Here is an 18,583-nt window from a genome sequence, read left to right on the forward strand (position 1 = left end):
ACAACTTTAACAGGTTGTTTTTTATTTTGATTAAGTATATAATTACCGTCAGTACCTTCAGCTATAAATAGATTCAAGACTCTCTTAGTGATTTATAAAGTTTATACTTTGTATTTAAGTTACTATTAAGTTTATTAAAGGTTGTGTTAAATCTCTCTAGGGCATATTGCCCTTTAAAAAATAGATATTTAACGTCGTAAAATACCCTTTATGCGACATCAATTAAGATCAGTCAAAAATCTATTGGGCTAGCCCCTAAGGTTGATTGTACGTAAAATTGAATTTTAGTATGACTAAATTTTACAATGTTGTTACTCGAAAAACTATTCATAAAGAGAATAACGACAAACACATTTATCATAAGGTAGGAGTTGTAAAGGTAACCGAAAATGGAGGTTGGTTTTTACAGTTGTATCATCAACCAGATACAGACTATATGATTTTTGCAAATCATAATGAGAATTTACCAGTAATAGATTTTGGAACTCATGAGATTGAATAATACAACCCCAGTTCCTAATTTATTTTTTGACAAGCATATTGGAAACTTAAGTGGTTCTGCAATGCGAGTATATTTAAAAATAGTTCGAAATCTTTTAGGCTGGCGAGATGAAAATGGAAACGTAAAACAAAAAGATTGGATTGCACATTCTCAATTTGAGAAAACAGGACTCTCCAACAGAAGTGTTACCAATGGAATTCAGGAACTACTTGACCAGAACCTTATTCAAGTATCTGATTACTTAAATAACGATTTAACAGACCCTTTTAAACGCAAAAAAGCAAAAAGAGTCTACTATTCATTACTACTGGAAAAACAAGAAAAAACTACGTTTTACAACGAAAAAACAAAAGAAATACCAACGCAAGAACTACGTTCTACAAAAGAAATTTCTTTACCAAAGTACAACGCAAACCAAAAAATTCCAGATAACATAAGAATTGAACAAATTAAGCAAGAACAACAACGTAAACAAATGCAAAGAGACAACTGGTTATAGTTGTCTCTTTGTTTTTTATGGAAATAAAAGCTGACGCTTTTAAAGATTATTTATGACCAACATCAAAAATTCATTCATAACTACTTCTAAAACGTATCTATTTTCACCCTGTTTAGTTTTGTAAGAATGAGAAGTTATTTCAACTTCAATAGTCACCTTTTACCTCTAGTTACATATTTTTAAATAATTTCAAAAATCTTATTTCAATCCAACAGATTATGCCATTGTACATTATCAAACTTTTAATCTGAAATATGTTTATAACTTTCATTTATAGCTACATAAAACTTTATTAGCTTTTTCAAATTCTAATGTAGAGTATTCTATATTTTAAATATCCTTATTTAAAAATATATGTATTAGATTTAATCAATTATAGTCAATTGTATTATAGAGTTTCAAATTTTTTTATTGATTTCTAGCAATACTATCGGCCATAATTAAAGCATTATAGGCATTTAAAACTTTACCTGATTTTGAAATTTGATTAAAAGGGGTAGTTTTATTTTTATCTTTTTTTGTAGGTGTATTAACTTTTATAGTATATTCTATACCAGTATTCATTAAAATGTTTTTTACTTGAGATACTGTTAAATCTGGATAATAAGAATATAATAAAGCAGCTACTCCAGAAGTAATTGCAGTAGAACTAGAAGTTCCTCCATAAACTAAATCAAAATTATTGGAAGGAAAAGTTGTAAAAATGTACTCTCCAGGTGCAAAAACATCAACTTCTGATTTACCAAAATTACTAAAAGATGATCTTAAACTATTGTCTAAATATAAACCAGAAGAACCTACTCTTAAAAAGTTATCAGCAACTTCAACGTTATTAAAATAATTATGATCATTTGGAAAACGATTATTAAATTTAATATCTATATTTTCACTATCATTAGCAGCTCCATTAACAATTAACACATTTTTAGAATTCGCATATTCAATTGCATCTAAAACCAATTTTGGTTCTAACGAAAACTGTTTTGAAAAACTCATATTAATCACTTTAGCTCCATTATCTACAGCATACCTAATTGCTAAAGCTATATCTTTATCATATTCATCTCCGTAAGAAGAAATAGCTAAAGGCATAATAAAAAGCTCGTCTTTTTTACCCACATTTGCAATAATACCAGCCATTTTTGTTCCATGATCTAGTAATTGAAAATTAACTTCAAAATTTGGACTTCCATATTTAACATCCTTAGTTAATTTTGAATTAATTTTATAAATTTGCCTATCATCATATTCTAAATTTAATAATTTATTGACTCTTTCTTCTGCTTTTAATTTATAATCTTTTATGTAGCTATCGGTAAACTGCCATTGAATAAAATTAGATTTTTGAACTATAGCTTCTTGTAATTCTTTATTTTTAGGAAATGCTTTTTTTAAACTATCCAGTTCTTTTAAACCATAATTATTATTTTTAATAAATTTTGAGATTATTTCCTCAGCCTCTTTTTTCCATTTTGAAATATTATTAATATATTCTACCTCTTCTTCAGCGAAAGAAAAACGTTGAGCATATTTTAATTTAGCTCTTTTGTAGATATTAAATGAAGTGGAATCTTTCTTATTAATTTCATTTATTGTTTTGCCTTTAAATTTACTACTATATTCCTTTATAATTCTAGTATATTCATAATTCACAAAATAATTAGTCTCTCCTTTTTTATTTGTTAAAAAATTCCAGCCATTTTTATCATCTATATATCCATTTTTATCATCATCAAGATAATTGTTGGCTATCTCATTTTTATTTATCCAAATATTATTTTTAAGACCTGAATGATTAATTTCAATTGGCATATCAATAACAGCAACAACTACTTTTTTAGGTTTTTTATTAAACAATAAAGTATTATAAGCTCTATTCAAACTTATCCCTACTAATGTATCTATAATTACATCTTTAAAGTGCCAGTTTTTCAACTCTTTTAATGACTGTAATTTGTTCTTTTTTAAATGAATTACACCACCTACATTAATAGGTTTGTGAGAGGCTTTATTACAGCAAAGAAAGGAAGAACATATGGAGAGTATAATAAAGAAACTCTTGATAATTTTCATACAAAAGGTTTATAAATAAATAAAAATACCTAAAAAACATATAAGAAAAAAATGCTCTTTAGGTATTTTTGAAATAAATAATTGTTAGACAATAATTATTTCTCTTTAATAACTTCTAATTTTTTAGATTTATCTACGCATTTTGGTCTAGTAGGTCTTCGAATTATTGTTCCATCATCGTCTCCATTTCCACCAAAAATTGCTGAAGTGTTTGTTAATTTAGAAACTGTAAATTTTTCTAATTTTAATTTTGATTTGCTCATAATTTTAGATTTTAATTTTTTGAAATTTAATACATATTAGATATTTAAATTACACAAAAAATCAAAAATTACTCGACATTTATAAATATCGAGTAATTTTTAATAATTTTCTTCTAATTGTTTCATAAAAAATGAAGGTTTTACATTTGTGATTTTATAAAAAGCTTTAGAGAATGATTCTGAATTATTAAACCCTGCTTCTTCCGCTATAGCTTTGATTGTGAATTTTCGATAAAGACTATTTACTTTCAATTCACTGACGATAAAATTAATCCTTAAAGTATTTAAGTAATTTGAAAATGACAGCCCCTTATAATGATTAATAATTTTAGAAAGATAGTTTGTATTACTATTTATTTCTTTTGCTAAAGAATTAAGTGTTACCTTTTTTGAAAGATATTTTTTATCTTGTTCAAACTTTTCTAATTTTTTAAGAACCTCATCAACAATATCTTTAGGAATATTAATATCTTTATTATTATTATTATTATTAGTAGTAGTAGTAGTAGTAGTAGTAGCCATTATAGCTTCAACTTTTCTCTTATAAATTTTTCTTTTCTTATATTGATAACTTAAAATGATTGAGATTGACAGTAAGACAATACATAAAGTGATTAAAATTATAAATGATTTCTGCTCTTTGATTTGCATTGTTGCAATAATATTCTTTTTTTCTGCATTTAATTTAGGTATATCATATTCCTTATAAATTCTCTTATTTAGAAATAAATTATTAACATTAACAACACTATCAAAAGCAATAAATCTATTAACATACTTCAATTGATTTTTTAGATCCTCTGATTTTTTATAATAATTAATTAAAAAAGAATAGGCATCTTTTACAAACGGCGAAATACTTTTTTCCAACTGATAAATAGAATCAACTTTTTTAAAATATTCTAAAGCTTTCTTTTCATTGCCATCTATTGCATTTGCATTTGCCAAATAGAAATAAGGATAAAGCAAAAGTTTGTTTTCTTTTTTACTTTCAAAAAATTCTTTTTCTTTTTCTAATTTTATTATTGATCCTTGAATATCTTCTTCATTATAGCTCGAAATTGCTTCATTTGTTAAAAAATGATGATAGGATATTGTATCTTTTAATACTAATGATAACTCTTTTCCTTGTTCAGAATAAAACTTTAAAGAATCTATATTTTTAGTTTCTGTATAAATATTTGAAATTTCAATAAGAGATAGTAATTTATGAACACTATTATTTTCATTTACAGCATATTTTAAATTTTCTTTTAAAAGTTTTAAGGCTCCACTAAATTCTTTTATTTTTCTTTTTAAACAACCAATACTATAATTTGCTAAAAGTGTTAATTCAGAGTTATTCGTTTTTTTCGCATACTCATTTACAATTAAATAATTATCAATAGCGTTTATGTAATCATATCTATCTTGAAAAAAATAAGCTTTAGTTAGAAAATCATACGCTGGATGATAATTAGTGGGTTTGTTTGAAGTCAGACTTATAATACTATCACTGTATTTCAAAACATTAGTATTATTATAAAGACCCGCAAGTACATAATAACCAGCAATTATTTCATCTTTTGAATTATTAGCTTTTGCTTTTCTAACAAAGGCTTTAATTATTAATATTTTATCTTCTGCTTTTTTAGTGTTTTCATACAAATTGAATAACTCATCTGTTGATTTTATTTTTAAAGAATCAACGTTTTGAGTGTAATAAACTAAAGAATAAAAAAAACTTAAAAATATAATTAAGTCCTTTTTAAAGTTATTTATTTTCATACCTTATATATATTGATTTGTACTTTCTATACAAAAAATCATAAAGCATCATTTCATACATACGCTGTTTTGATCGAAAACACCTGTTAATACTCATATGTATGAAACTAGCTAATAAATTAGTTACTGAAATTTCTAATTTTTTATCTTTATTCAGTATCAAAAACCTTTCCACAATCTTTTCTAAATCTTTCTTGTAGATAAAATTTTTATGCTCTTCATCAAGAATTTGAAATTCCAACTTCCTATATTTATTACTTAACTGTTTCCTTGTTGTTCTATTTACTTCAAATTCCTTTTGAAATTGCTTTTGAAGTTTTTCTAAAAAAGTCAGAACCTCTGCGTTTTTAAGATGGAATGAAAAAATCAAAAGTTCTAACCAGTGAAACATATTTAAAAATCGTATTTCATCATTTTGAGACATTTCTACAATAGAAATTATTTGACAACTATCATAATAGAAAAATAATTCTGTATTAACTATACTATTTGCTCCATATCTTTCTAATTCTCTATTGTAACTTGAAATTTGAACATCCCAAATCTCATAACTATTTATATGAGGATCTAATAAATTTTTTATTATTTGAATAACTTCTTCAATTTTTCCAATATCAATTAGTTTTAATCGAAATCTTATATGTGGTTTTGGGTCAGCATATCTTATAAAAAACCATTTATCAATGAACCCTTTTTCTAACAAATGTCTAGTTAACGGTTTTATTATTTCAACTAGTAAGGTATCTGCTGTTTTTACTCCACAATATATTTTGTAGTACAACCATTTACTCCCAATAACAAAAGTTCTATTTATAGCATTAATCATTACCAGCTGCAATTAATTTTTCATTGTTGTAAAAAGAAACAATAAATTGATTACAATAAGAATGACCTTTATCCTCTTTTGTAATTCCCTCATCAGAGAATAAAAACTCTTCTAGAATAAACTCCTTTCGATTTTTTATGGTATCTAATAGCATATATAAACAAAACTTATTTTTAAAATAGATTAATAACTTGTTATCACCTTCAACTAATTCAACCAAATCAGGTATTTTGTTTTTCTTTTTCCAAATATCAAAATTATTGTTTTCAAGTAACTTTTTAAAATCATTTACATTAACCTTCCATCTTGCTTTTGAAAAGATTATATTATTAAATTCCACTCTAGGTAAAAATGAATGTTGCTTAAAAATTGGATTCCACCCAAATCCAATAACCTCTCTTTTATTTTGTGTTTGTAGATCACAAAGAAAATGATAAATAGGTAAAGAGTTTGAACCAAAATTATGTGCATTTCCTAACCTTGGTAATATTTCTTTTCCCAATTTTTTAGATTTTAAAATAATTATATCATTTTTTACTGTTACTAAAATATCTTCTATTGGAATTTGATTTCCTAATGGAACACTTGCTTTTCCTAGATAAGGTATTTCATAATCTCTAAATGCAGGTCTGTGTAATATATTTCCTAATCTTGCTTCTGGTAAATGAACAATTTCAGCTAAAATTTTATCATTATTAATTGCACTCTCTATAGCTACTATTTCATTAATATGACTTAAAATTTCTTCATTTCCAGAACCAAATCTCCCCAAAAGATAGGTTGCACTTGCTCCTCCAGCATTACTTATATAGATTTTTTCTTCTTTATCTATATTGTAAATTTCAATAATTGAGGAAAATGTGTCTGTTAAATCATTCCAGTTAATTGGTAAGTTTTTAAAATCACCCTCATCTAAATATATAGTGTAAGAGTTTTCTTGAATGGATGATATTAATTTATGATGTAGAATAGTATCAAAATCAGACCAAGTAACATATTGATATCTTTTTTTTACTTTTGATATTATTAAATCATCTAATAAATCATTAGAATCTTCTTTTTTACTACCATAACCTATACCAGTTTCTGAATCTAAAACTAAATTTAACGGAAGTTCTTGTGAATCTTCAAAACGGCTTAAAAAATCTCTTTTAAATTGTTCTAAATTACCATTTGCATTAGGTAGCGTAATTTTATTTAAGATTACTAATGCTTTACTTAATTGTTTTTTTATACTTCTTTGTAAAGTATTGTTTTTAAAAGATGAAAATGTATCCGTTTGAAATAAATACTTACTATTTAAATTTGGTATTAAACTTTTTGCATCGTTGGTTATAGAAGTATAAGTATTTAGGTTGTTACCTAATTTTTTATCTAATTCTAATAACTGTATGTTTAAAGCGTTTAGCTTATCGTATGTAAAGGAAGTTTCAGGGATTTGTCCGATTCTTTTTAATAATTTTTCTAGATAATCCTCACCAGTTATCGTTAATTCTAATTCTGAAACCAAAATCTGATTGTCTATCAATTCTTTTACGAAATATAGAGCCTTAGGTTTGGTAACTTCATCATTTATTAGATTTAATAATAATTCATTTAAAGTTTTACCCTCAACAGCTTTATTTAAAATAAGTTCTAAATATTCAGAATGTTTTAAACCCTCAAGCGAGTAGGTTCTTTTTTTATTCTCAATTACATACTCTACATATCTATAATGATTGCCTATTTTATAAATACTAGTATTGGGGTAAAACAACACGTTTTCTTTAATAATAGGTTTTTTAAGTAATTCTTGAAATAATTGATTTAGAAAAGTAGTATCAAAACGTGTATGCCTTTTGTATTTATTGGTTTTATTTAATTGGATATTTGTATCTAATCCAAATTCTCCAACACCACAAGTTGCAAATAAACCAAAAGGGGTACATCTTGTAGAAATTCGAGTAATATATTTTAAAAGTGAAAATTGTAGTTTCTCAATTTTTTTTGAATCCAACAATGCACCTTTTTCCCACTTTATAATTTGAGCATACAATTCTGGTGATGCTAAAAAAACAGCTTCTCTAAAAATGACATTACCAAGAATTTCTTTAAAATCATTATCATCTAATGTATCCTTTTGAATAAATTTTTTATAATAACTAAATGAAAACAATGGAGTTCTTACACAATAATTATTAAATATTTGATATGTTTTTAAACTTTTTCTTAGCAAATTCTTGTTTTTTAACACACAAATATACATAAACTATAAAAATTTTAACACATTAATTTAAAGCATTGTATTTCAGTTATTTATAACTATATATTTTACAGTAAATTCATAAAAAACGAGTCTATATTTATGAATACCGACTTATAGTTCTTGTTTACTGTAATTTTCTTGCATTGATTTGTAGTGTCTTCAATATTTGGGGGAATTGTATATGAATTATTAAAAGTAGAACCTCTTACTTATTTTTAAAATTAAATAAGTAAGAGGTACTTTAAATCAAATTAAATGGCAAAACAAATATTTCCAAAAGAAATTATAGAAAACACAGTTGAGGTACATCAATTTAAACACACTAATAAAAGTAAAATTATTTACAGCATTATTTTGTTAACCTTAATTAGTGCATTAATTTCATTGCCTTTTATCTATGTAACTATATACAATACTTCTCAAGGTCTTATTAGATCTGACAAAGAAAGAATACTTTTAGAAAGCAGTAATAGTGGAAAAGTAATTTTTCATCAACTTAAAAACAATCTTCAAATAAGTAAAGGAGACACCCTGTTACTAATAAATAATTTGGCAATTACTCAACAAATACATACAACTACAAGCTTAATAAGTGAAACCAAAAAATTTGTAGAAGATTTAAAACTATTATCTAGTCAAAAAAGAATTTCAAATAAATTACAATCTTTAAAATATAAACAAGAGTTTAACTTCTATCAACAAAAATTAAATGAATTAAATACTCGTTTTCAAAAAATAAAAGAGGACTTCAATCGGAGTCAAAAACTATTTGATAAAGGAGTAATAGCCAAAGTAGAGCTAAATAATAGCAAACTAGAATATGATTTATCTTTAAATGCTATTCATCAATATAAGAAACAACAAAATAGTAGTTGGCAAGCTGCATTAGTGAATCAACAAAACCAATTAAAAGAATTAGAAAACAATCAAGTTCAATTAGAAGAAACGAATAACTTATCTGTTATTAAAGCTCCTGTTTCAGGAACTTTATTAAATGTAAAAGGTATTGAAAAAGGAAGCTTCGTACAAAATGGCATTCAATTAGCAGAAATTTCACCCAAATCAGATTTGATTGTAGAATGTTATATAAGTCCAGCAGATATTGGTTTGTTAAAAAAGGAAAACAAAGTAAATTTTCAAGTTAGTGCTTTTAATTATAATCAATGGGGCTTAGCTAATGGAAAAATCGAAGAAATTGGCAACGATGTACAAATGGTTAATAATACGCCAATGTTTAAAGTTTTATGTACACTAAACCAAGATTTTCTACAGTTAAAAAATGGATTTAAAGGTGATTTTAAAAAGGGTATGCTAGTAAATGCTCGATTTGAATTAACAAAACGAACACTATTTGATTTATTGTATGACAAAGTAGACGATTGGGTAAATCCTTCTACACAAATTGCTAAAAACTAATTTTATTGTCATTCCTGCGAAAGCATGAATCTCTTGAATAACAAATGTAAAATCTATGAAAAACCTAAAAACATTAGAACGCTTACAACAAATCCATAATTTAATTGCTATCGAAAATACAGGTTCACCAAGAGAGTTGTCTAATTTATTGCAAATTAGCGAACGCTCAGTACATTTATTACTAGAGCAGTTAAAAGACTATAATGCAAATATTTGCTACAGCAGAAGTAGAAAAACCTATTATTACTGTGAAGACTTTGATCTACAAGTATCTATTTCTGTAAATGTATTAACAAACAATGAAGTAACCCAAATTTTCGGAGGGAGTTATTTTTTACAAACAAAATTGCACATTGCAAGTTATTTGCAGTGAGTGACTTTATATTTAAATTATCAAAACATTATTAGATGCATATAGTAACATTTTGATACGGTTTGTAAAAAGTTCTTAATCTGTCATTCCTGCGCAGGTAGGAATCTCATTATAATAAAAGAAACAAAACTTTTACAACCAAAAAATAAATTAATAATTTTTAAAAAACGTAAATTTATGACAAATTTAGAAAATTTTGGTGTTCTTGAGTTGAATAGTCAAGAAATTAGGGAAACAAACGGAGGTTTAGACTTAAAATTAACTGCATTATTAGTTATTGCAGCATTTGGTATAGGAATTCAGGTCGGTAAATGGTTAAAAAGCTTATTTTAAAATATTTTTTATGAAAAATTTAAACGATTTAAATGTAACGGAATTGACAATAGAAGAAAAAAAATCTATAGAAGGCGGATTAACTTTCCTCGGTCTTTTAGGAATTGGGTTTTTAATTGGTATTGTTGTAGGAATAATAGCTGATTAAAGATTAATTAAAAGAGGTGGGAAAAATCCATCTCTTTTAATTTAAAAAATATTCTAATTTACTGTTTTTAAATCAAATTATTATGTTTAAAGTTATTACAAAGAATCTAAAAACGAAGTTTAATATTTGTTTTATCCTTCTCCTTTACTTATCAAATACTCATTCTCAACAAAAAATATACGAGTTTACAATTTACGATGGTTCAGAATCTTCAACAATGAATCAGTTTAGTAAAAACTACTTGTCTAGCTATAGAATATTTTCTAGAACATTAGATGAATTAATTCCGAATAAAAAAATTAATATGATTGTTAAGCTTTCATCTATTTCCTTATTTGGTCTACCCTTCACTCACGAAGAAGGTCATCGTTCTGTTTTAACACATAAAGGAATAGGAAGTATAAGTCAACCTTTTTTTAATAGTAAAGGTGCTGCATACGTAAAAGGAGTTAGAGATAATGAACTGATTAAATTAAGAAATACAGATTTACCAAATTTTGCTCGCTTACATTCTGCAGGTTTAGAATCTGATTATATGATTGCTAATAGAATTGAAGAATTGATTGTCTTTGAAGAAGAATCCTATAAAGTTTTAAAAGAAGAATATCTTTTAAGAAAATTTGGAATAATAAGCTATCATTTAACAACGCTTATTCCAAGTTTATCACCAAATATAAAAGAGGAGGATAACGAATTGAAAAGAGATATTGTTGGTCACGATATATGGGGTTTTGTTCGTTATTTACATAGACCAAATATGCCTTTTTACAGGTATACGCAATTTGATGACCTAACGAACATTGAGAAAAAATATGCAAAAGGTTTAGCTTTTAAATCTTTTACAAACTTATTATCACCTATACTTTTGGGAAAAAGTAGTTTTGATATATATCCTGATTTAAAAGGAAATTTTTCAATAGGTCATTCTTTATCTCCTTTTGGAGATTATTTTGAGCAAAACTTTTATCTATTCTATAAGAATAAATATAAGATAATTTTTTACATAAGAGAATTTATGAACAGAGATAAAACCTTTCTCGCAAGTGGTGTTAAACTTCATAACTATAAATGGTCTAAAAAAGTGGCTACAAGTTTTGGGTTAGATATTTGGAATCAACCAGATAATTTATCTTTTACAACTACTAATAATAAATTGGGTGGTAATATATATTTAAAATTAAATCATTTTACTTATCAAAATAAAGGTAACTTTATAAAAGGTATAGGGCTATTTACCGAAATTTTTTATAAAACAGATGGATTTTTACCTGAGTTTGCTTCTTTAGAAAGTGACTTTGGGCTTCGATTTGGGCTTTCTATTTCATACTAATTCTTAAGTATGTTTGTAACAAAAATAATTTTTTAACTTAAAAACATCAATCTAACCTCAATGTTTGATGGTAGTTATTTTTTACAAACAAAATTGCACATTGCAAGTTAGTTGCAGTGAACCAATTTATATTTGAATCATCAAATTATTATTAGGTGCACATTATAGTATTTTGATACGGTTTGTAAAAAGTTCTTAATCTGTAGTTCCTGCGCAGGCAGGAATCTCATTATAAGAAAAGAAACAAAACTTTTACAACCAAAAAATAAATTAATAATTTAAAAAACGTAATTTTATGAAAAATTTACAAAATTTTGGTGTTCAAGAGTTGAGCGTTAAAGAGATTAGAGAGACAGATGGAGGTATTTTACCTTTTTTGATTTACGGAGCAGCATTATTAGTTGAAGTAGCCTGTTATTCTGCCGCAGGAGATTTAATATTAAATTTCGATTATTATTCTGATAGGTTGGAAAAAGCAATGAACTGCGAATAAATTTAAAATTATAAATAATTATGAAAAAATACAATGTAAAAGAGTTAAATAAAATTGAAGCTACTATAATAAATGGTGGGGGTGGAAGCAGTTTTGGAAATTGGTTAATAGACTCAATAGGCTCTATCGTTTGTACAATAAGGAGTACAGATTGGAGCTTTGGAGATCCACATAGTGGATATAGTGATAAAGCAAAGGAATATTATTCAACTCATTAATAAATTTAAAGTTCAGGTAATTATTATTTAAATAATTATCTGAACTTATTAATAAATATGAAAAAAAAGTATTTTATTCTATTTCTTATAGCTATTGCTTTGTTTCTTTTTTTTAGGCTCCCTTATAGGAACTATATATATTCAAATAATTTTTTTGATTTTTATATTGCTGATACATCACCTAATTTTTTCACCGTATTTCTTTTTGTTTTTTTAAAAAAAAGCCAAAAAAAGAATCATAAAAATTTACAATTATGTTTTTTTACATTTTTTGGTCTTATATTATATGAATTTTTTATTCAAACTAAAATTTATAGAGGAGCAACTATTGATAATCTCGATGTTATTGCTTCTTTGATTGCGGCAGTTCTTTGTTATTTTGTTTGTGAAAAAATAGATAGGAAGTTATTAGACACTGCAAACAAATTACAGTAAACAAACCTTTCTTTGCCATAATAAATTCATTAAATGGCAAAAATCACTATCAAACAACACGATATTACAGATTATGGAGCAGCTTGTTTAGCTTCTATATCTGCGCACTACAATTTACAACTACCCATTGCACGTATTAGACAATATGCAGGTACGGATAAAAAAGGAACAAATGTTATAGGGCTTATAGAAGCCGCAGAAAAATTAGGTTTTGAGGCTAAAGGTGTACGTGGCGAATTAGATAGTTTGTTTAAAATACCAAAACCTGCTACTGCTCATATAATTGCAAAAAAACAGTTACATCATTATGTAGTTATTTATGAAGTTACCAAAGATTTCATTAAAATTATGGATCCAGGAGATGGGAAAATTCATAAAAAAACACATGAAGACTTTTTAAAAGAAACAACAGTTGTTTTAGTATTACTTTTACCAAAAGTAAAATTTACAACTGGTAATAAAAAAAGTTAAGTTATTTCATATTAGTCCCTATGAAAATAAAGTAAATTTGGTATATTTGTAACGCAAATACTTCACAAATATGAATACTTTAGAAACTATTTATAATTACGACACTATAATAACACAACTTATAAAAGATATTAAAAAAAGTGATTTTAAAACAGTTTATTTTTTAAAATTACTTAATATAAAAGATAGCTTTTTTTATAAAAAAATGCGCGAAAAACGCTTTACTACTCAAGAAGTAAAATTACTCAGTCAGCATTTATACCCAGAGCAATACCAAGAATTTAAGGACCATTTAATTGGTAAATTAATTGAAAAATCTAAAGAGCAACTTAAAGAAGGTAAGGCAATAAATTTTGAAGAAGTACTGGAAAACTCTAAACAAATGTATAATGTTTAGCATTTATGCATCTCCTTTAGCAACAGCAACCTACCAACAAAATATAGATTTTCTAGAAGAACGCTGGACAAAAAAAGAAGTGATAAACTTTATTAAAAAAGTAGCAGACGTTATAGACATATTAAAAATTAGTCCGCAAACTTTTCAAAAATGGAGTAAAGATACTACCATTTATAAAATTGAAATTGTAAAACAGATAACACTTTATTATCAAATAAAATCTAAAAACGTAGAATTGTTGCTCTTTTTCAATAATTTACAAGATCCAAATTTGTTGCACGAATTGTTGTAAATTTTCTTTTTCCTTGCAAAAAATTTGCAGTAAGAAAACCTTTCTTTGCCAAAAGAAATTCTTATAATGGCAAAAATTACCATAAAACAACACGACATTACAGATTGTGGCGCAGCGTGTTTAGCATCTATAGCTGCACACTACAATTTACAACTCCCAATTTCTCTTATTAGACAATATGCAGGTACAGACAAAAAAGGAACTAATGTATTGGGTTTAATTGAAGCCGCAGAAAAATTAGGTTTCGAAGCCAAAGGTGTACGTGGCGAATTAGACAGTTTGTTCAAAATACCAAAACCTGCAATTGCGCATATTATTGTAAAAGAGCAATTGCATCATTATGTAGTTATTTACGAAGTAACCAAAGAATATATAAAAATTATGGATCCTGGAGATGGGAAAATCCATAAAAAGACACACAAAGAGTTTTTAAAAGAATGGACAGGTGTTTTAGTGTTGCGATTACCAAAAGAAGAATTTACACCAACCAATGAAAAAGTATCTGTTTTAAAACGTTTTTGGTTTTTATTAAAACCGCATAAATTTGTTTTATTACAAGCTTTAATTGGTGCAGTAATTTATACCTTATTAGGGTTTTCAACATCCATTTATATACAAAAGATAACAGATTATGTTTTAGTTGGTGGCAATACAAAACTGTTAAACTTATTAAGTGTAATAATGTTGCTATTATTGGTATTACAAATTGTAATAGGTGTTTTTAAGGACAAGTTTCTTATTAAAAGTGGGCAACAAATAGACGCTCGTTTAATTCTAGGCTATTACAAACATTTATTAAAATTACCACAACAGTTTTTTGATACAATGCGTGTAGGAGAAATAATTTCTCGTATAAATGATGCTGTTAAAATTAGAGCATTTATTAATGATGTATCATTAAGTTTAACAGTAAACATACTTATTTTGTTTTTCTCTTTTGGTATTATGTTTCTGTATTACTGGAAATTGGCTTTAATTATGTTATTGGTTATTCCTTTGTATTTGGTGGTTTATATAATTATAAACAAACTTAACAAGAAAACAGAACGTAAAATAATGGAGAGTTCAGCAGAATTAGAAAGCCAGTTAGTAGAATCTTTAAATTCGGTAGGAACTATAAAACGTTTTGGTTTAGAAAGTTTTGCAAACATAAAAACTGAAACACGTTTTATCAACTTATTACATATTGGTTATAAATCTGCTTTAAACTCTATTTTTTCAGGTACTTCAACAACATTTATAGCACAGTTATTTACTATTATTTTACTTTGGTCGGGTTCTTATTTTGTAATAGAAAGAGAAATTACACCAGGAGAATTATTGTCTTTTTATGCAATTATCGGCTATTTTATGAATCCTGTTGCAAGTTTAATTGGCGCAAATAAACAAATACAAAATGCTTTGATTGCAGCAGACCGTTTGTTTGAAATTATGGATTTAGAAAGAGAAGAGAACACTGAAAAAGTAGTTTTAAAAAAAGAAAAAATAGATGATATTGAGTTTAAAAATGTAGCTTTTAGATATGGCACAAGAGTACAGGTTTTTATAGATTTTAACTTAAAAATAAAAAAAGGAAATATTACTGCAATTGTTGGCGAAAGTGGTTCAGGTAAATCTACTTTAATCTCATTACTACAAAACTTATATCCTATCCAAAAAGGAGGCATTACCATTGGTGATTTAGACTTAAAATATATTCAACATGAAAGTTTAAGAGATTTGGTAAGTGTTGTACCACAAAAAATAGATTTGTTTGCCGGAAATGTAATCGACAATATTGCTGTTGGAGATTTTGCTCCGAATATGGAATTGATTATTGATATCTGTAAGTCGATTGGTATATTGGAATTTATAGAAAGTTTACCAAACGGTTTTAACACCTATTTAGGAGAAAATGGAGCAACACTTTCTGGAGGTCAAAAACAACGAATTGCTATTGCAAGAGCCTTATATAAACAACCAGAAGTATTAGTTTTAGACGAAGCCACTTCTTCTTTAGATTCTACTTCAGAAAATTATATTCAAAAAGCAGTAGAAAGGTTACGACAAGACAATAAAACGATTATCATTATAGCTCATAGATTAAGTACCGTAATTAATGCAGATGAAATTGTGGTTCTACAAAAAGGAGAAGTTTTAGAACAAGGAAACCATAAAGAATTGTATTCTAAAAAAGGAAAATATTATAATTTATGGCAACAACAGATGCCGCAATTAGACTTAGAATAAAAAAGTTAAATTTGTTCCTAATTATTGTAAAATTTTCTTTTTGAAAAAGTTTCCACACTATAAACAATCCGATAAAAAAGATTGTGGCCCCACATGTTTAAAAATAACTGCCAAACATTTTGGTAAGTTAATCTCTGTTCAAGTATTAAGAAAATTAACAGAAACTACAAGATCAGGTAGTAGTTTATTAGGTTTAAGTGAAGCTGCAGAAAAAATAGGTTTTAAAAGTTTAGGAGTAAAAATTTCTTTAGAAAAACTAGAAGAGGCTCCTTTGCCTTGTATTTTACATTGGAATAAGAGGCATTATGTAGTTCTGTATAAAATAAAAAGCCCATCTTCCGTCTTCCCAAAAGGAAGAAACCAAAAAAAGTATGCGACATTTTTTGTTAGCGACCCTGCACATGGTTTGTTAAAATATACTCAGGAAGATTTTATAAAAAATTGGATTGGAAACAATGCAAATGAAACTACAGAAGAAGGCGTTACTTTATTGCTAGAACCTACACCAAAATTTTACGATTCAAAATTTGATATAGAAGAAAAATCTTTAGGTTTTTCTTTTTTGTTTAAATACCTTTTTCGCTATAAGAAATTGCTGATTCAGTTAGTTATTGGTTTACTTGCAGGAAGTTTATTACAACTCATTTTTCCATTTTTAACACAAAGTATTGTAGATGTTGGTATTAATAATCAAGATATTCATTTTATATACTTAATTCTTTTTGCGCAATTGGCTTTATTTTTAGGAAAAACAGCAGTTCAAGTAATTAGAGGTTGGATATTGCTACACTTAAGCGCAAGGATTAATATATCTTTAGTATCAGACTTTTTTATAAAGCTTATGAGTTTGCCTATTTCGTTTTTTGATACGCGAATGACAGGAGATATTCTACAACGTATTAATGACCATAAAAGAATAGAACGCATTTTAACAACTTCTTCTTTAAACGTTCTGTTTTCTTTAATGAATCTTATTATTTTTAGTTTAGTACTTGCCTATTATAATTGGCAAATTTTCGGCATTTTTATAATAGGTAGTGTTTTTTACTTTTTATGGATCACTATTTTTTTAAAAAAACGAAGAGATTTAGATTACAAAAGGTTCTCTCAAGTAAGTCAAGAACAATCCAAGGTAATTGAATTGGTTAATGGAATGCAAGAAATTAAATTACACAATGCAGAAAAGCAAAAACGTTGGTCTTGGGAATATTTACAAGCTCGTTTATTTAAAATTTCTATAGAGGGATTGGCTTTAGATCAATATCAAAACGTAGGTTCTGGTTTTATAAATGAACTTAAAAACATTTTGATTACTGTTCTATCAGCAAAATTAGTTATTGATGGAGACATTACTTTAGGGATGATGTTAGCTATTACTTATATTGTTGGTCAATTAAATTCTCCCATTGCTCAATTAATAGGTTTTATTAGAGAATTACAAGATGCTAAAATCTCCTTAGAGCGCTTATCTGAAATACATGATAAAGAAGATGAAGAACCTGAAAATGAAGAGCATATTTCTGAAATCCCTAAAAGCTCTAATATCTATTTAAATAAAGTTTCTTTCAGATATATTGGTTCTGATCAATTGGTATTAAAAGAGTTAGATTTAGAAATTCCTGCAAATAAAATTACTGCGATTGTTGGTGTAAGTGGAAGTGGAAAGACAACATTAATGAAGATGTTATTAAAATTCTATGAGCCTAATTCAGGAGAATTACAATTAGGGCATCATAATTTAAATTCTATTTCACAAAAAACTTGGAGAGACAACTGTGGTGTTGTAATGCAAGAAGGCTATATTTTTAGTGATACTATTGCTAACAACATAGCCGTTGGCGAAGATTATGTAGATAAACAAAAATTGGCTCATGCAGTAGATGTTGCAAATATTCAAGAATTTATAGAAAACTTACCACTATCTTATAATACAAAAATAGGAATGGAAGGTGTTGGTTTAAGTACTGGTCAAAAACAACGTTTATTAATTGCAAGAGCAGTCTATAAAAACCCAAATTACTTATTTTTTGATGAAGCTACAAGTGCTCTAGATGCCAATAATGAAAAAGTAATTATGGAAAAACTACATACTTTTTTTGAGAATAAAACGGTTTTGGTAGTTGCTCATCGATTAAGTACAGTAAAAAATGCAGATCAAATTGTGGTCTTAGATAAAGGTAAAATAGTAGAAGTAGGTAATCATCAATCACTAATTGAGAAAAAAGGAAATTATTATCATTTAGTAAAAAATCAATTAGAGTTAGGTAAGTAAA

At 26.4% G+C, this 18,583-nt stretch carries 20 protein-coding genes; 15 read left to right on the top strand and 5 right to left on the bottom strand.

The window, feature by feature from the left end:
* The first annotated feature begins 289 nt into the window (after positions 1-289).
* Together MPF13_RS01725 and MPF13_RS01730 are read left to right on the top strand one after the other, a co-directional pair.
* On the top strand, positions 290-502 hold the full coding sequence (locus MPF13_RS01725) for a hypothetical protein (protein WP_249980588.1): 213 nt from the start codon (positions 290-292) through the stop codon (positions 500-502).
* Positions 495-1,001, top strand: coding sequence for a replication protein (locus MPF13_RS01730; RefSeq protein ID WP_249980589.1), 507 nt, complete (start codon positions 495-497; stop codon positions 999-1,001). Before MPF13_RS01725 ends, MPF13_RS01730 begins: the two co-directional genes overlap by 8 nt.
* Before the next feature lie 408 nt (positions 1,002-1,409).
* Here the strand turns inward: MPF13_RS01730 and MPF13_RS01735 are convergent, their stop codons facing one another.
* The 5 genes from MPF13_RS01735 to MPF13_RS01755 all read right to left on the bottom strand — a co-directional run bounded on the left by MPF13_RS01735 (position 1,410) and on the right by MPF13_RS01755 (position 8,145).
* Positions 1,410-3,074 (bottom strand): S8 family serine peptidase, encoded by a 1,665-nt coding sequence (locus MPF13_RS01735; RefSeq protein WP_249980590.1) that lies wholly within the window; start codon positions 3,072-3,074, stop codon positions 1,410-1,412.
* Between the two features lie 95 nt (positions 3,075-3,169).
* Positions 3,170-3,337, bottom strand: a complete 168-nt coding sequence (locus MPF13_RS01740) for a hypothetical protein (protein WP_249980591.1) — start codon at positions 3,335-3,337, stop codon at positions 3,170-3,172.
* Positions 3,338-3,436: 99 nt separating this feature from the next.
* Positions 3,437-5,104, bottom strand: coding sequence for a helix-turn-helix domain-containing protein (locus MPF13_RS01745; RefSeq protein WP_249980592.1), 1,668 nt, complete (start codon positions 5,102-5,104; stop codon positions 3,437-3,439).
* Entirely contained in the window at positions 5,091-5,930 is an 840-nt protein-coding gene (locus tag MPF13_RS01750) for a thiopeptide-type bacteriocin biosynthesis protein (protein ID WP_249980593.1), read from the bottom strand. Before MPF13_RS01750 ends, MPF13_RS01745 begins: the two co-directional genes overlap by 14 nt.
* On the bottom strand, positions 5,923-8,145 hold the full coding sequence (locus MPF13_RS01755) for a lantibiotic dehydratase family protein (RefSeq protein WP_249980594.1): 2,223 nt from the start codon (positions 8,143-8,145) through the stop codon (positions 5,923-5,925). The genes MPF13_RS01750 and MPF13_RS01755 overlap by 8 nt, the downstream gene beginning before the upstream one ends.
* Positions 8,146-8,430: 285 nt before the next feature.
* On the opposite strand from MPF13_RS01755, the gene MPF13_RS01760 reads away from it, so the two are divergent.
* The 13 genes from MPF13_RS01760 to MPF13_RS01820 all read left to right on the top strand — a co-directional run bounded on the left by MPF13_RS01760 (position 8,431) and on the right by MPF13_RS01820 (position 18,582).
* Positions 8,431-9,591 (top strand): HlyD family secretion protein, encoded by a 1,161-nt coding sequence (locus MPF13_RS01760; RefSeq protein ID WP_249980595.1) that lies wholly within the window; start codon positions 8,431-8,433, stop codon positions 9,589-9,591.
* Between the two features lie 55 nt (positions 9,592-9,646).
* On the top strand, positions 9,647-9,964 hold the full coding sequence (locus MPF13_RS01765) for a DNA-binding protein (RefSeq protein WP_249980596.1): 318 nt from the start codon (positions 9,647-9,649) through the stop codon (positions 9,962-9,964).
* 177 nt (positions 9,965-10,141) lie between these two features.
* Positions 10,142-10,297, top strand: coding sequence for a hypothetical protein (locus tag MPF13_RS01770; protein WP_249980597.1), 156 nt, complete (start codon positions 10,142-10,144; stop codon positions 10,295-10,297).
* 10 nt (positions 10,298-10,307) lie between these two features.
* On the top strand, positions 10,308-10,445 hold the full coding sequence (locus MPF13_RS01775) for a hypothetical protein (RefSeq protein WP_249980598.1): 138 nt from the start codon (positions 10,308-10,310) through the stop codon (positions 10,443-10,445).
* 217 nt (positions 10,446-10,662) lie between these two features.
* On the top strand, positions 10,663-11,775 hold the full coding sequence (locus MPF13_RS01780) for a hypothetical protein (RefSeq protein WP_249980599.1): 1,113 nt from the start codon (positions 10,663-10,665) through the stop codon (positions 11,773-11,775).
* Between the two features lie 295 nt (positions 11,776-12,070).
* Entirely contained in the window at positions 12,071-12,268 is a 198-nt protein-coding gene (locus MPF13_RS01785) for a hypothetical protein (RefSeq protein WP_249980600.1), read from the top strand.
* Between the two features lie 20 nt (positions 12,269-12,288).
* The gene (locus MPF13_RS01790) at positions 12,289-12,486 is read left to right on the top strand and encodes a hypothetical protein (RefSeq protein WP_249980601.1); all 198 of its coding nucleotides are present in this window, start codon (positions 12,289-12,291) and stop codon (positions 12,484-12,486) included.
* Between the two features lie 57 nt (positions 12,487-12,543).
* The gene (locus MPF13_RS01795) at positions 12,544-12,921 is read left to right on the top strand and encodes a hypothetical protein (protein WP_249980602.1); all 378 of its coding nucleotides are present in this window, start codon (positions 12,544-12,546) and stop codon (positions 12,919-12,921) included.
* 33 nt (positions 12,922-12,954) lie between these two features.
* Entirely contained in the window at positions 12,955-13,392 is a 438-nt protein-coding gene (locus MPF13_RS01800; protein WP_349666015.1) for a cysteine peptidase family C39 domain-containing protein, read from the top strand.
* Positions 13,393-13,462: 70 nt separating this feature from the next.
* Complete coding sequence (locus MPF13_RS01805; RefSeq protein ID WP_249980603.1) at positions 13,463-13,789, top strand: hypothetical protein; 327 nt, start codon at positions 13,463-13,465, stop codon at positions 13,787-13,789.
* Positions 13,782-14,081 carry a type II toxin-antitoxin system RelE/ParE family toxin gene (locus MPF13_RS01810; RefSeq protein WP_249980604.1) on the top strand — a complete coding sequence of 100 codons (300 nt, stop codon included), beginning with the start codon at positions 13,782-13,784 and terminating at the stop codon, positions 14,079-14,081. Before MPF13_RS01805 ends, MPF13_RS01810 begins: the two co-directional genes overlap by 8 nt.
* 66 nt (positions 14,082-14,147) lie before the next feature.
* Positions 14,148-16,310 carry a peptidase domain-containing ABC transporter gene (locus MPF13_RS01815; RefSeq protein WP_249980605.1) on the top strand — a complete coding sequence of 721 codons (2,163 nt, stop codon included), beginning with the start codon at positions 14,148-14,150 and terminating at the stop codon, positions 16,308-16,310.
* A 40-nt stretch (positions 16,311-16,350) separates the two neighbouring features.
* A complete protein-coding gene (locus MPF13_RS01820) occupies positions 16,351-18,582 on the top strand; it encodes a peptidase domain-containing ABC transporter (protein WP_249980606.1) in 2,232 nt (743 codons plus the stop codon).
* The last annotated feature ends 1 nt before the right edge of the window (position 18,583 follow it).

Source organism: Polaribacter sp. Z022 (genome assembly GCF_023555495.1).
Taxonomy (GTDB): Bacteria; Bacteroidota; Bacteroidia; order Flavobacteriales; family Flavobacteriaceae; genus Polaribacter.

What these genes read in the sequence shown, in the direction of transcription:
- MPF13_RS01740 (WP_249980591.1), bottom strand. Translation starts at nt 3,337, where the DNA reads ATGAGCAAATCAAAATTAAAATTAGAAAAATTTACAGTTTCTAAATTA.
- MPF13_RS01805 (WP_249980603.1), top strand. Translation starts at nt 13,463, where the DNA reads ATGAATACTTTAGAAACTATTTATAATTACGACACTATAATAACACAA.
- MPF13_RS01790 (WP_249980601.1), top strand. Translation starts at nt 12,289, where the DNA reads ATGAAAAAATACAATGTAAAAGAGTTAAATAAAATTGAAGCTACTATA.
- MPF13_RS01810 (WP_249980604.1), top strand. Translation starts at nt 13,782, where the DNA reads ATGTTTAGCATTTATGCATCTCCTTTAGCAACAGCAACCTACCAACAA.
- MPF13_RS01760 (WP_249980595.1), top strand. Translation starts at nt 8,431, where the DNA reads ATGGCAAAACAAATATTTCCAAAAGAAATTATAGAAAACACAGTTGAG.
- MPF13_RS01785 (WP_249980600.1), top strand. Translation starts at nt 12,071, where the DNA reads ATGAAAAATTTACAAAATTTTGGTGTTCAAGAGTTGAGCGTTAAAGAG.
- MPF13_RS01745 (WP_249980592.1), bottom strand. Translation starts at nt 5,104, where the DNA reads ATGAAAATAAATAACTTTAAAAAGGACTTAATTATATTTTTAAGTTTT.
- MPF13_RS01770 (WP_249980597.1), top strand. Translation starts at nt 10,142, where the DNA reads ATGACAAATTTAGAAAATTTTGGTGTTCTTGAGTTGAATAGTCAAGAA.
- MPF13_RS01765 (WP_249980596.1), top strand. Translation starts at nt 9,647, where the DNA reads ATGAAAAACCTAAAAACATTAGAACGCTTACAACAAATCCATAATTTA.
- MPF13_RS01815 (WP_249980605.1), top strand. Translation starts at nt 14,148, where the DNA reads ATGGCAAAAATTACCATAAAACAACACGACATTACAGATTGTGGCGCA.
- MPF13_RS01735 (WP_249980590.1), bottom strand. Translation starts at nt 3,074, where the DNA reads ATGAAAATTATCAAGAGTTTCTTTATTATACTCTCCATATGTTCTTCC.
- MPF13_RS01780 (WP_249980599.1), top strand. Translation starts at nt 10,663, where the DNA reads ATGAATCAGTTTAGTAAAAACTACTTGTCTAGCTATAGAATATTTTCT.
- MPF13_RS01775 (WP_249980598.1), top strand. Translation starts at nt 10,308, where the DNA reads ATGAAAAATTTAAACGATTTAAATGTAACGGAATTGACAATAGAAGAA.
- MPF13_RS01800 (WP_349666015.1), top strand. Translation starts at nt 12,955, where the DNA reads ATGGCAAAAATCACTATCAAACAACACGATATTACAGATTATGGAGCA.
- MPF13_RS01795 (WP_249980602.1), top strand. Translation starts at nt 12,544, where the DNA reads ATGAAAAAAAAGTATTTTATTCTATTTCTTATAGCTATTGCTTTGTTT.
- MPF13_RS01750 (WP_249980593.1), bottom strand. Translation starts at nt 5,930, where the DNA reads ATGATTAATGCTATAAATAGAACTTTTGTTATTGGGAGTAAATGGTTG.
- MPF13_RS01725 (WP_249980588.1), top strand. Translation starts at nt 290, where the DNA reads ATGACTAAATTTTACAATGTTGTTACTCGAAAAACTATTCATAAAGAG.